The sequence below is a fragment of the Pontibacter toksunensis genome (assembly GCF_042686245.1).
Classification (GTDB): domain Bacteria; phylum Bacteroidota; class Bacteroidia; order Cytophagales; family Hymenobacteraceae; genus Pontibacter; species Pontibacter toksunensis.
This window is the reverse complement of record NZ_JBHUOX010000014.1, coordinates 143,228-155,955: the sequence shown is the minus strand read 5'-3', so window position 1 is coordinate 155,955 and position 12,728 is coordinate 143,228. Positions and strand designations below refer to the sequence as shown.

At 48.6% G+C, this 12,728-nt stretch carries 15 protein-coding genes; 12 read left to right on the top strand and 3 right to left on the bottom strand.

Annotated elements, in window-relative coordinates:
• The first annotated feature begins 1 nt into the window (after nt 1).
• The 4 genes from ACFS7Z_RS17970 to ACFS7Z_RS17955 all read left to right on the top strand — a co-directional run bounded on the left by ACFS7Z_RS17970 (nt 2) and on the right by ACFS7Z_RS17955 (nt 2,269).
• A complete protein-coding gene (locus ACFS7Z_RS17970) occupies nt 2-739 on the top strand; it encodes a hypothetical protein (RefSeq protein ID WP_377487510.1) in 738 nt (245 codons plus the stop codon).
• 1 nt (nt 740) lies between these two features.
• Nucleotides 741-1,109: a GntR family transcriptional regulator gene (locus ACFS7Z_RS17965; protein WP_377487508.1), complete on the top strand. Its 369-nt coding sequence runs from the start codon at nt 741-743 to the stop codon at nt 1,107-1,109.
• Between the two features lie 39 nt (nt 1,110-1,148).
• The gene (locus ACFS7Z_RS17960; RefSeq protein WP_377487506.1) at nt 1,149-1,331 is read left to right on the top strand and encodes a hypothetical protein; all 183 of its coding nucleotides are present in this window, start codon (nt 1,149-1,151) and stop codon (nt 1,329-1,331) included.
• Nucleotides 1,332-1,480: 149 nt separating this feature from the next.
• On the top strand, nt 1,481-2,269 hold the full coding sequence (locus ACFS7Z_RS17955; RefSeq protein WP_377487504.1) for a pentapeptide repeat-containing protein: 789 nt from the start codon (nt 1,481-1,483) through the stop codon (nt 2,267-2,269).
• A gap of 13 nt (nt 2,270-2,282) precedes the next feature.
• Here ACFS7Z_RS17955 and ACFS7Z_RS17950 read toward each other — a convergent pair whose 3' ends face one another.
• Nucleotides 2,283-2,876: a hypothetical protein gene (locus ACFS7Z_RS17950; RefSeq protein ID WP_377487502.1), complete on the bottom strand. Its 594-nt coding sequence runs from the start codon at nt 2,874-2,876 to the stop codon at nt 2,283-2,285.
• Nucleotides 2,877-2,974: 98 nt separating this feature from the next.
• Between ACFS7Z_RS17950 and ACFS7Z_RS17945 the strand changes: the two genes are divergently transcribed.
• The 5 genes from ACFS7Z_RS17945 (at nt 2,975) to ACFS7Z_RS17925 (ending at nt 8,230) form a co-directional block, all read left to right on the top strand.
• A complete protein-coding gene (locus tag ACFS7Z_RS17945) occupies nt 2,975-3,199 on the top strand; it encodes a PLDc N-terminal domain-containing protein (protein WP_377487500.1) in 225 nt (74 codons plus the stop codon).
• A gap of 385 nt (nt 3,200-3,584) precedes the next feature.
• Nucleotides 3,585-4,301, top strand: a complete 717-nt coding sequence (locus ACFS7Z_RS17940) for an ABC transporter ATP-binding protein (protein WP_377487498.1) — start codon at nt 3,585-3,587, stop codon at nt 4,299-4,301.
• Nucleotides 4,302-4,354: 53 nt separating this feature from the next.
• Nucleotides 4,355-5,599, top strand: a complete 1,245-nt coding sequence (locus ACFS7Z_RS17935; protein ID WP_377487496.1) for an ABC transporter permease — start codon at nt 4,355-4,357, stop codon at nt 5,597-5,599.
• Between the two features lie 121 nt (nt 5,600-5,720).
• Complete coding sequence (locus ACFS7Z_RS17930; protein ID WP_377487494.1) at nt 5,721-6,968, top strand: ABC transporter permease; 1,248 nt, start codon at nt 5,721-5,723, stop codon at nt 6,966-6,968.
• A gap of 164 nt (nt 6,969-7,132) precedes the next feature.
• Nucleotides 7,133-8,230, top strand: a complete 1,098-nt coding sequence (locus ACFS7Z_RS17925; protein WP_377487492.1) for an efflux RND transporter periplasmic adaptor subunit — start codon at nt 7,133-7,135, stop codon at nt 8,228-8,230.
• 107 nt (nt 8,231-8,337) lie between these two features.
• On the opposite strand, the gene ACFS7Z_RS17920 is transcribed toward ACFS7Z_RS17925, so the two are convergent.
• A complete protein-coding gene (locus tag ACFS7Z_RS17920; RefSeq protein ID WP_377487490.1) occupies nt 8,338-8,928 on the bottom strand; it encodes a membrane-associated protein in 591 nt (196 codons plus the stop codon).
• A gap of 266 nt (nt 8,929-9,194) precedes the next feature.
• Here ACFS7Z_RS17920 and ACFS7Z_RS17915 point away from each other — a divergent pair, with 266 nt between their 5' ends.
• Nucleotides 9,195-9,692, top strand: a complete 498-nt coding sequence (locus ACFS7Z_RS17915) for a GNAT family N-acetyltransferase (RefSeq protein WP_377487488.1) — start codon at nt 9,195-9,197, stop codon at nt 9,690-9,692.
• A gap of 113 nt (nt 9,693-9,805) precedes the next feature.
• On the opposite strand, the gene ACFS7Z_RS17910 is transcribed toward ACFS7Z_RS17915, so the two are convergent.
• Nucleotides 9,806-10,366, bottom strand: a complete 561-nt coding sequence (locus ACFS7Z_RS17910; protein WP_377487486.1) for a DUF4864 domain-containing protein — start codon at nt 10,364-10,366, stop codon at nt 9,806-9,808.
• Between the two features lie 140 nt (nt 10,367-10,506).
• Here ACFS7Z_RS17910 and ACFS7Z_RS17905 point away from each other — a divergent pair, with 140 nt between their 5' ends.
• Both ACFS7Z_RS17905 and ACFS7Z_RS17900 read left to right on the top strand, forming a co-directional pair.
• Nucleotides 10,507-11,298, top strand: a complete 792-nt coding sequence (locus ACFS7Z_RS17905; RefSeq protein WP_377487484.1) for a phosphatase PAP2 family protein — start codon at nt 10,507-10,509, stop codon at nt 11,296-11,298.
• A 52-nt stretch (nt 11,299-11,350) separates the two neighbouring features.
• Nucleotides 11,351-12,613, top strand: coding sequence for a zinc dependent phospholipase C family protein (locus ACFS7Z_RS17900; protein ID WP_377487482.1), 1,263 nt, complete (start codon nt 11,351-11,353; stop codon nt 12,611-12,613).
• The last annotated feature ends 115 nt before the right edge of the window (nt 12,614-12,728 follow it).

Here is a 12,728-nt window from a genome sequence, read left to right as displayed (position 1 = left end):
CATGAATACTGAACTGAACCTGAAACGGCTGGGCTTCTTTTTAAAGAGGCAGCTTTACTTAAACATCAGCACGATGTGGATTGCCATAGGCGCAATTCTTGGCCTGCTTTTAATACTCTCTGCACTGTTTGCAGTCTTCAGCGACGATGCCGAAGTCGTATTTGGTCTGCGCAACCTATACTTGGTTGTGTTTATGGTGGGTGGCTACATCTTCACGAGTAAAATTTTCGACGAGATGCACGCCCCCCAGAAAAGCTATATGTTTCTGACGCTGCCTGTTTCGGCTACAGAAAAGCTGCTGGCGGCCTGGCTTATCACCTCGCCGGTATATGTAGTGGTAGCAGGACTGATTATGCTGCTGCTAACCTCCTTTAGCGCCTTACTGGCGGGAAACACGGATGCTTTTCCTTATTTGATTGACGATGTTTTCTTCAACTGTTTAGGTGTATATATGGTCACACAGGCCGTGTTCTTCTTGGGAGCCACAACCTTCCGGAGCAACAACTTCCTGAAAACACTGCTGGTGCTAATTGTGGTGGTGCTGTTAATTGCCGCTTATACCGGGGGGCTTGGGTATTTACTGTTTGGACAGGCCCACAACAGGCTGGAGCCGGACAGCGGACTGAAAGATACCGCGGAATTTATTTTCACCAGAATCATCCCCATGCTGTTCTGGTGGCTGCTCGCGCCGTTCCTGTTAGTTGTATCTTATTTTAAACTAAAAGAAAGGCAGGTGTAAGATGGAATTCAAAGAGAATCAAGCTATATATCTACAGATCGCAAATCGTTTTTTCGAGAACATACTCCAGAAGAAATGGGACAGCGGCGACAAGATTCCCTCCATCCGCGACATGGCCGTGGAGTTTGAGGTGAACCCAAACACAACCATGCGGACTTTCAATTACCTGCAGGATAAGGGAATTATCTATAACAAAAGAGGCATTGGCTATTTCCTGGCTGATGATGGGTTTGAGAAAACCATTGCCATCAAAAAAGAGCAGTTTCTGGAAGAAGACCTGCCGGTATTCTTTAAGAGTATGCAGCTACTGGGCATTAAGCTGGATGATTTAAAGGCCTATGTGCAACAGAAGCCGGAACTGAATGTGTAGCAAGCCAAAACATTGTCTTCATCAATAAAGCACGAAAACATGAATACGAGTAATAAACTTTTGATGGGCCTGCTGGTCACTGTCCTGCTGTTTATAACAGTAATGCTTGTGACAGTCAGGGTAAACGTTAAGGAGAGAGAGCCAAACAAAGAAATAGTAACGCCTCCGTCTCCGGATACCCCGGCCGTGCCAGATGCCCCTGCGCCTCCTGCCGTAGAATAAGGAACGAAGTTCAACGCCCGTTAGCCTGAAAAGAGCTGCGGGCGTTTTATTTTCTGTAGATTTTTTCTTTGCCTCAGGCAACCTTTCTGCAGGGTGTCTCATCTATTAAGCAAACACTTCCACAGAGCGTAAAACCATTAACATAAACTATGATGAGAAAAGTACAGGTATTATTTGTATTGCTGTTGTTACCGTTGCTATCGTTTGGGCAAACAAGAGTGGATGCTTCGGAGATTCTTCAAAAGATTAACAGGGGAGAGGCCGTGTCCTACAAAAACGCTGAAATAACCGGCGACCTGGATATGACGAAGCTTGACAACATGAAGCTGAAGAACGGGAAAAGCGGCGACACCAAAGAGTACATCAGCACCGTGACAGCGCCTATAACTTTTGTGAACTGCACCTTTAAAGGCGATGTGCGGGCTTACTTTAATCCGGATAACGGCGTGTCCGGCGTGATGAATAACACAGGTGAAGTGTATAATACAAACTTTGAGAAGGATGTGCTATTTGAGAACTGCAAGTTTGAGCAGGAAACTGCCTTCAAGTACTCAGAGTTTAAGAATGACGCCTCCTTTGTTAGCAGCCGTTTCTCGGAAGAAGCACTATTCAAGTATACCAAGTTTGCAAAGAATGTAAATTTCAGCAATGCTCGTTTTGAGGATGAGGCTAACTTTAAGTATGTGAATTTTCCAAAGGGAATCAGCTTTGCCGGAGCTACTTTTGAGGAAGAAGCTAATTTCAAATATGCCAAGTTTCAGGAGGGCGTAAACTTCCAGAAGGCACTTTTCGATGGCACCGCTAACTTCAAGTATGCTAAGATTTCAGACACCTTCAACATTAAGGGAGCTGACTTCCGGGGCGGAGACGACTTTAAATATACGAAGCTGAATGACAGGTCCATATCACTGACTTCGCTGCAAAGCATGAACAAGTAGAAGCCTTAATCATCTAAACAGCGCCACCCACCGAGGTGGCGCTGTTTTTTATCAACGCAATTATACTGCCGAGCCCTTCGCTAAAGCTTAAATCTTTAACCGGAGGCAGTGCCAGCCACTCAGCCCGCACTTCGTTTATAAACTGCGTGTCCATTGCAGCTATTTTACCTTGTTTCTTTGCTGTTATTACGGCTGCTATGGCTGTTTTAAGTACATTAGCCTTTACGCGCAGCGTGTACTGTGCGTAGCGCGCAGGATGCAGGTGCACATACCGGCCTTCCACCACACCCCAGCGCATCACCCAATCTGTGCCATCAGAAAGCGTCACTAACCTATAGGCCGCGTCTGCCGTGGCCAGGTATTGCTGGTAAGCGGTTGGCTGCACCAGGTGAAGTTTCCCCAAATGCTGCAGCACCTCCGTCGCAATTTGCAGCGGCGACAGCGGCCCTGCATACAGATCCAATTGCGAACCACCAATTGTCAGCAAGGCGGACTTTAGTTCTGCTCCTGGAGTAGTTGCATTATGCTCTACAAACGCTTGAATGTAACTTAAGTGGTGCTTAAGCGGGTGAAACAGTATAGGGGCAGGGAGTTGTGCTGAAAACATACGTACAGAACCTGTGTTTGCTTCTTTTACCTGAGAAGCAGCGGCTTTTGTTTTTGATATTTAAAAAGTTATATTGAACAGAACTAAATCTGAAATTCATGTCAAACTTATTGTTGTTTCTTGGTGGCTTTGGTGGAATAGAACTGCTTCTTCCACTGCTCGGTCTGTTCCTGCTATGGCTTTATGCTGTAGTGGAAATTGTGACCGGTACCTTTCAGAATAACATCGATAAGTTAGTGTGGCTTTTACTTGTACTGGTGGTGCCGCTGGTTGGCGTTTTTTTATATTTCCTGATAGGCAGGAGACGAAGATTAGCACGCTAATAGACATACTAATAGATTCAAGAGTCCTTCAGTTGCTGCTGAAGGACTTTTTTATGCCACAACTTTCAACAGCAGGAAGGCTTTTGCTGTTGAGCCCATGTCCTGGTAACCTTGCTAAATTATTTTTTCCGGTAGGCAACCGAAACATTTCTTCACGCATCTATTCCTTTGCAGGGCAGCCATACCTTTCTTGCCGTGCTTTAATATGCTTAGCAGCTTCTTTTCGGAATATACTGATTAATAGGAGTTTTGTCGATAAGAAGATGCTGTAGGTCGATATAAAAACGTTATAAGTATAATTGAATCAATACAAAGTATAATATTCAGTACCTTGTATAACAAACTACCTTTATTAATTAAGTACTCCATCCAAAAGCCGCAGCCTATGATCCAGCTAAACAACATTCATAAATACTATGCAATGGGCCACAACAAGCTGCATGTGCTGAAGGGCATAGACATGCACGTGCGCGAGGGAGAGTTTGTTTCTATCATGGGTTCCTCCGGCTCTGGCAAGTCTACGCTGCTTAACATCCTGGGCATCCTCGATGATTACGACACAGGGGAATATACCCTCGCCGGCACCAGAATCAAGAACCTTTCTGCCTCAAAGGCTGCTTTTTACCGCAACAAGTTCCTGGGCTTCGTGTTTCAGTCGTTTAACCTGCTTTCGTTTAAGAATGCGATGGAAAATGTGGCGCTGCCGCTCTACTACCAGCAGGTGAGCCGCAAACAGCGCAACAAACTGGCGCTGGAGTACCTCGACATGGTGGGGCTGAAAGACTGGGCAGAGCATTCGCCTAATGAACTGTCGGGTGGGCAGAAGCAGCGTGTTGCCATCGCCCGGGCGCTTATCTCACAGCCCAAGCTCATCCTGGCCGACGAGCCTACCGGTGCCCTGGATACCCAGACATCCTATGATGTAATGGACATCTTTAAAGAAGTAAACCGCAAAGGCATGACCGTAGTGATCGTGACGCATGAAAACGATATAGCTGACCAGACTCACCACATTATCCGCCTGAAAGACGGCTTGATTGTAAATGATCATGGCCTTCATGAAACTGCTGAAGCAGTAACCTCCGGAGAGGTAGCGGGTTAGCTGGAACTCCCTTTATAGTACAGCAATCAACAATTCAACAAACAGCAACCAACATGTTTGACCTTGATAAATGGCAGGAGATAGGTGCTACGATGCAGAAGAACAAGCTGCGTACGTTCCTGACTGCCTTTGGTGTGTTCTGGGGTATCTTTATGCTGGTGCTGTTGCTGGGAGCAGGCAAGGGGCTGGAGAACGGTGTCATCAACCGCTTCGGCGACGGTGTCAAGAACAGCATCTATGTATGGAGCGGCAAAACTGCCATGGCGCACAAAGGCATGAAGCCAGGCCGTGAGATTAAATTCACGAACGAGGACCTGAAGGCCATAGAGCGTGAGATGACGAACCTGAACATACTGGCGCCCCGCAACCGCGTGTGGGGCGAATACACCATCAACTACAAAAAGCAGAACGGCTCTTACCAAGTGTTTGGTGCGGAACCGGATTTTATGAAGCTGAACGGAGAACGCCCTTACCGCGGCCGCTTGCTCAACACATTCGATGAGCGGGAGAAACGCAAGGTGGTGGTGCTGGGCGAGCAGGTGGCGCAGGTGCTTTTCGGCAAAGAGGACCCGGTAGGGGAGTATGTGAACATCCGTGGTATTCATTTTAAAGTAGTGGGCACTTTCAAAGCTAGCGGTAATAACAGCGGCCGTCGCGAGGAACGGGCTTATATTCCTTTCTCAACCCTGCAAAGCGCCTTTAACCAGCCCAACCTGGTACAGATGATGGCCCTTGCCGCGCAGGAAGGCGTTCCGGCCAAGGAGATGGAAGACCGGCTGAAGAAACTGCTGGCGCAACGGCACAAGTTCTCTGAGAATGACGATATGGCACTGGGAGTGGAGAATACCGAAGCAGAGTTCCTGAAACTGATGGGCCTGTTCAGTGGCATCCGCATCTTTGTCTGGATAGTGGGCATCGGTACCCTGATAGCCGGCATTGTGGGCGTCAGCAATATCATGATGATCATAGTGAAGGAGCGTACCCGTGAGATAGGTGTTCGGAAAGCGCTTGGAGCAACCCCGGCATCCATTGTTAGCCTGATACTGCAGGAGTCGGTGGTGATTACAGCCTTCTCAGGCTATATGGGTTTGCTGGCGGGAACAGGCGTGCTGGCGCTGCTGGATTATCTTTTGGTGTCGTCGGGGGCTGAGTTGCCTTTCTTTGCCAACCCCGAGGTGGATTTGGGCGTGGCTGTATCGGCTACGGTGGTGCTGGTGCTGTCTGGAGCCCTGGCCGGTTTAATGCCAGCCCTGAAAGCAGCCAACATCAAGCCAATAGAAGCCCTGCGGGCGGAGTAATTGATAATTGCTGATTGTCAGTGCGGACAGAATATATAGCCTGTGTAATAGAAGGTAGAAAGCAGCCTTGGTAACAAACCAAAATTGAGGTAACAATTAACAATAAACAACCAGCAATAAAATGATCGACATCGATAAATGGACTGAAATCTATAACACCGTAAAGAAGCACAAACTGCGCACGGCGTTGACAGCCTTTGGTGTGTTCTGGGGCATCTTTATGCTGGTGGTGTTGCTGGGGGCAGGCAAAGGGCTGGAGAACGGTATTACGAGTGAATTTAACATCGCGAAGAATGCTGTTTTTGTCTGGACGCAGCGCACCAGCGTGCCCTATAAGGGGCTGAAGGCGGGGCGCTTTGTTCAGATGACGAATGATGATGTGACTGCCATCAAAGCCATACCAGAGGTTGGCGTTGTGGCGCCCAGCAACCAGCTTGGGGGCGACTTTACCGTGAACTACAAAGACAAAAGCTCTGCTTTTACGGTGAATGGCGAAACACCCGACCTGCTCTCTGTCAAGCCACTGAAGGTAACTTCCGGCCGCTTTATGAATGGCATTGACATGAAGGAGAAGCGCAAAGTGGCCATAGTGGGGACGCGCGTGCTGGAGGTGCTGTTTCCGGGGGAGGAACAGCCCATCGGGAAGTACATCAGCATTAAGGGCAGTTATTTCCAGGTGGTGGGCACCTTTGAGCCTGTGGGAAAGGGAGAAGACGTGGTAGAGGATTCCAAAATCATCTTTATACCGCTTTCTACCCTGCAGCAAACTTATAACGCAGTAAACAAAGTCGGTTTTATGGCCCTTATACCCAAGCCTGGTGTACCTGCTGCCGTGATAGAAGATAAAGTGAAAACCCTGCTGATGCAACGCCACCAGGTGGCCCCTGAAGACCTGAAGGCATTTGGTTCAGCAAACATTGAGAAAGAGTTTCAGGAGGTGCAGGGGCTTTTCGCCGGTATCGCCGGGTTTAGCTGGCTCGTGAGTATCGGCACCATTCTGGCGGGTATCATTGGGGTGGGTAATATTATGCTGATTGTGGTAAAAGAGCGGACAAAGGAAATCGGGGTGCGCAAGGCATTAGGCGCTACGCCCTGGTCCATTGTCAGCCTTATTATCCAGGAATCTGTTGTGATAACAGGTGTGGCCGGATACACAGGGCTTCTAATGGGCACAGGCATTATTGCGCTGATAGAATTCTTCATGCGCAAATTCGACGTGCAGGCAGGCTTCTTCGGTATTCCGGAGGTAAACCTGGGCATAGCCGTCACAGCCACCGTGCTACTGGTGTTTACTGGTGCCCTGGCAGGCTTGATACCTGCCACAAAAGCCGCCCGTGTGAACCCGGTGGTCGCATTGCGCGACGAATAAAAGGACCTTTTTTGTCATCCTGAAAGAACTTCGAGGGCAAGCCGCAAAAGCTTGCGATACCTGCAGGCAAGATTCTTACAGAATGACAGAATGAGTTGACCGGACTAGAGTCAAAGGACTCAAGAGTATAGTGTGTAATCAAAGAACAATAATTATATCCTACTATGAAAAAGGTATTGCTTGGCGTTTTTGTGTTAGTGTTTTTAGGCCTGTCGGGTTGGCTGGGCTACTACTTCTACAACAAAGCGAACACAGACCCTGTGGTATACAAAACAGAGGCGCCCTTTGAGACAGATATCGTGAAGAAGACAGTGGCAACAGGCTCTATCGTACCGCGCAAAGAAGTGCAGGTAAAGTCGCAGGTGTCCGGTATTGTGGAGGAATTGCACGTGGAGGCTGGCCAGATTGTGAAGAAGGGGCAACTGCTGGCTAAAATCAGGATTGTGCCGAACATGGTGAGTGTGAACAACGCCGAGACTAACCTGCAAACAGCAAAGCTTAACTTTGAAGAGGCGAAACGCGAACTTGCACGTTACGACGAGTTGTATGAACAGAAGGTGATTCCAGAGCAGGAGTACCGCAAATACAAGGCAGACTTTGCCCTGAAGCAGGAGGCCCTGCAGGCAGCTGAAAATAACCTGCAACTGGTGCGCGAAGGCTCCTCCCGCAAAAGAGGCCAGCAGTCTTCTAATCTGGTGTACTCTACCATAGACGGCATGCTGCTGGATGTACCTATTAAAGTCGGTACTTCTATCATAGAACGGAATAACTTTAACGAAGGCACCACCATTGCCACGGTAGCCGATATGCGCAGCTTGGTATTTGAGGGAAAAATTGATGAATCAGAAGTAGGCAAGCTGAAAGAAAACATGGATCTGGTGCTGACAATTGGTGCCATTGAGGGTCGCGTGTTTAATGCCAAACTGGAGTATATCGCGCCCAAAGGAGTGGACGAGGAAGGTTCCATCAAATTCCCTATTCGTGCGCAGGTGGTGCTGGATGAGAAGGACTTTATTCGTGCAGGTTATAGTGCCAACGCCGATATTGTGCTGGACAAGCGGGACAAAGTAATGGCCATTAAAGAAAGCATGCTGCAGTTCGACAAAGAAAAGCCTTATGTGGAGGTGGAAACAGGTCCTCAGAAGTTTGAGAAGCGCATGATCCAAACCGGCCTGTCCGACGGCATCAACATAGAAGTGGTGTCCGGGCTGAGTAAAAAGGAAAAAGTGAAAGTGCCGGAAGCTGGCATAGCGCAAATCTAATACCCTGCGCCTTACAGCAAGTCCCACCGGTACTAAAATTAAACCAGGTAACTAAGTGATACACTTGGATAGCAGTCAAGCCATTGATAGAAATGCTGCACAGAACTTCAGTTAAAGATCCACCTTAATAGAAAGTGAGAGGGCAGGATGACGGCTGTTGCCCAGATGAGCATCACGCACAATAAGTATAAACCTTTCGGAATAGCTTTCTGTGGTTTGCTGCCGGGGCCGAACACCCAGTTAATGTTCTCCTGCGGGTCTGTCAGGAAGTACGTCACCGGCAGTACCAGCCATGTTAAAGCCAGCTGCCAGTAAACAGCATCTGTGTCGTATCCCCATACTATCAGCAGCCACACAACAACGGCAGGCAAAAACACGTGGAAGAGAGACAGGCCCCGCAGAAACAGGCTCTTCTCTTTATCGAACATATATTCACTCAGGCCTACCAGTTGCTTTCCTGTTACCAACCGCCCGAAGTAATCTATGTTCCAGGCAACTTCCAGTGCCAGTACACCTACTGCCATCATGCTTACCAACAGTTTGCTTCCGGTCCAGAGGGCAATGCCAATAGAAAAAAGCGTTATGTCTGAAAACCACAGAAAATTGGCTGGCCCGTATTTCTTCCAGTATACAGGTATGAGTACCAGCACAAACAAGGTATAGCTTAGCTGTAACCAAAGCGGAACAGTATATTCCATGCTGCTAAAAGATGTTGTTTTTAAAAGAACGGCGTTAAAATCAGCTCCCACAAAATACGTGGAATTGTTTAAGTGCCTGTAAAAAGAAAAATAGGATAATAGCTGAATATACAGCTAATTTTCTGTGCTCAATCGAAAGGAGTCTACGCCGCCGGGGATGTTAAGTTGATGTATGAAATTGGGAATAGCTGCTATATTTTGTTGGGAGCATTTAGAAAGCTTAAGTGTAGGAACTAAATTTGCCGCCTGTTTAACCTCTGCCACATATGCCACAGCACTACACCATGCCATCGTCAATTCAGATCGTGGACTTCAACCCGTTCTATGCGAAGGCTTTTTACGACTTGAACCACGAGTGGATCTCCAGGTACTTTGTAATGGAGGAAGCTGACGAAAAGTCGCTGGGCGATCCGCAGAATTACATCATCAACAAAGGTGGACACATACTGATGGCGCTGTTCCATGGAGAGCCGGTAGGTACCTGTGCCCTGCTGAAGGAAGAGGACGGTGTATACGAAATGGCAAAGATGGCTGTAACTCCCCGGGCGCAGGGGCTCCATATTGGCAGGTTGCTGGGCGAGCGCATCATTGAAAGAGGGAAAAAAGCCGGCGCCCGCAGGATATTCCTTGTTTCAAACCGCAGGCTCACCACTGCCCTCAGCCTTTACACCCGCCTTGGCTTTGTGGAAGTACCCATGCCTCCCAGCATCTACGAGCGTGCCGATATCAAAATGGAACTGGACCTGGAGAAGGCAGAAAGTTAGAAGGTTGGGAAGTGAAAGAGACAGAATTTGAACAGAAGGACGTTTATCCGGTATAGCGTTAAACAAGTCTTCCGTCTGTAGGCACACTTAGGATATGTAAGGGGCGCTTGTGTTTAAATTGAACTCGTTTCGGCACCTGGTTCCATGCGGGCAATGCCTTCTGTCATCCAGCAGCCTTTGTAGCTGCCTTTGCGCTGCTTCGAAAGTATAAACATGTATACTTCCTCCCGTCCATCCTGGCCGTCAATTACGACGAGCTGGTAGGCAGTATCATCGGTAACCACAGTTTGGCCTGTTTTGTAACTTTTAAAGTTTAATATAGAACGATAAGCAGGATCCCGGACAAGAACACGGAAGTGATCGAGCGGACCAATGTGAAGCTTGTTCTTTGGTGATGAGAAGTTAAACATCGTTATCACGCCACTGTCACTGCGGTCGTTCTGCTGCAGGGCACGCAGTTGAATGCCCACTACTTCCTGCGGAGAAAATGCCTTATCTGGTTTTAAATAAGTCCATTTAGACGTTGAGACGGTCTCTGCGTTAGGCGTCATGTAGGAGGCGTAATGCTGATCTTCTATAATTGGCATAGCAGGGAACTGCACCCAGAACAGTATCAGCAGGAGAATACCTGTTACGAGCATTATCTTGTCAAACACATTATCTTTTCCCTTCATATTAAATATGTACTTTATTTAGGTGGTCAAGGTTGTGGAGATACCCTTTTTTGGGGTGTACGGATATTGGGAGATGGGCAAGAGAGATAAACGGTAAACAAAGCTAATGACCTGCGTATACGATTATCAATCTATTCTTTATGAAGAACGTCCTGTCCGGTAATGTAAAGAAGACCGTTGCCTGGTTAAGGCAACAGCCTCTTATGCGGAAGCTTCGGCAGCGTCATCCTGAACTGTCGCAGTTTGTTGTAAACCGCTTCAATACGAAAGTGTTCGTCGGGTTGCCGCTTACGCTGGTGTTGCTGGCGTTTGCTGTAAACATGGCGCTTCTGTCGGAGCTTACCGAGAGCGTGCTGGAACTCGAGTGGATTGTTATCTTCGACAAGAAATTTACTTCCCTGCTCTATAGCATCCGATCTGAAGTCCTGAGCAGGATTTTCTATACGTTCACCCTGCTAGGTGAACGGGAGGCAGTTTTCATTGTGGGCGGCCTTGTGTCGGCTGTCTTCCTCTATCACAGGAACTATGTGGCAATTTTCGCCTTGTGGCTGACACTTGCAGGGGTAGGGCTCTCCACGAGGTATGGCAAAACATTCATCAGCCGCGAGCGCCCTGAAGATGTGGCCTATTATGCGGTAGAGCACTTTTCATTTCCAAGCGGCCACGCTACCACAGCCATTGCCCTCTATGGCTTACTGGCGTACTTCCTGTACCGGCGTTACCACACGCACGCGAAGCGGAAACTCCTGTTGGTGCTGGCGGCAATCCTGATTTTAGTCATAGGTTTCAGCAGGATTTATTTAGGGGTACACTATGTGTCTGATGTGCTGGCTGGTTTCCTGTTAGGAGGGCTGTGGCTGCTGGTGGGCATCAGCGTGGTGGAGGTAATGCTGTACCGGAAGAAGCGAAGGGCTGCCAGGAGCAGTACCTGAGGCGGCATCCTTTCAGCTGCTGATACGTAGTTTCATTTATTTATATGAATATATGGAATCAGTAATTAATAGTGCTTTCGCCGGCCTTGCCATCTCGCTCTGCCTGATACTGTCTTCAGCAACTACGGCCTCTGGTTACGGTATCCTGGCCCACCAGGCAGTAGTGGATGCGGCCTGGGAGAAAAGCCTGAAGCCGCTCCTGCTGCAGCGCTTCCCCAACGCCACCCAAGAAGAACTGCAGAAGGCGCACGCTTTTGCCTATGGCGGTTCTATTGTGCAGGACATGGGCTACTATCCCTTCGGCAGTGTCTTTTTCACAAAGCTGACGCACTATGTGCGCAGCGGCGACTTTGTGCTGAACATGGTAAAAGCTTCTGAGAATTTAAATGAATATGCTTTTGCGCTAGGCACCATGGCCCACTTTAATGCAGACATCTACGGCCACCCCATTGGAACTAACCAGGCAGTGGCACTGGTGTACCCGAAGGTGCGCAAGGAGCATGGCGATGTGGTGACGTATGAAGAAGACCCGCTCGCGCACATTAAAACAGAATTTGGGTTTGATGTACTGCAGGTGGCACGGGGCGGGTTTGCTCCGGAGGAATACATGAACTTTATCGGGTTTGAGGTGTCGGAGGAGGTGCTGAAGCGTGCTTTTGTAGAAACCTACGGGCTGGAGTTGGATAAGGTGTTCCTGGATCTGCCACTGGCCATCGGAAGCTACCGCTATACCATCCGGAATTTATTTCCCAGGCTCACAAAAGCTGCCTGGCAGGCTAAAAGGTCTGACATAAAGGAAGCAAAGCCAGGCGCCACACGGCGTGAGTTTGTATACCGCATGAACAGGAGCCGGTACCATGAGAAATGGGGGCAGAACTATGAGCGCCCGGGCTTCTTTACGCGCAGCTTAGCCTACATCATAAAAATACTTCCAAAGATTGGCCCGCTTAGCCCTCTCGCATTTATACCACCCACTCCGGAGGCCGAGGAACTCTTCCTGAAGAGCTTTAACGTAACAGTGAAAAACTACTCCGCTATGTTAGCGCAAATGGGGCAGGGAGAGCCCGTAATGAAGAACATGCAACTGGACACCGGGAAATCTACCGCGCCAGGCCAGTATAAACTATGCGATGAAACATATGGTGAGTTGCTTGGGGAATTGGCGGAAAGCGAGTTCAGGCATGTAACGCCGGCATTGCAAATGCACCTGTTGCAGTTTTACCAGAGAGCCGCAGTGCCGCATCAGAAAGAGGATGCAGAAGACTGGGTGGAGACACAGGAGCAGCTCGCCAGACTAGCGGCTATGCAGTTGTAGCGGGCGTGTAGCGATATTGGACATTCCTGATGGTGCCCTTTCCGTGTCCTGCTGCTAGCGGGGCATCGAAAGTTTAGTAAATATATAGCGAGGGGAAGAAGAAATATTGCTCCAG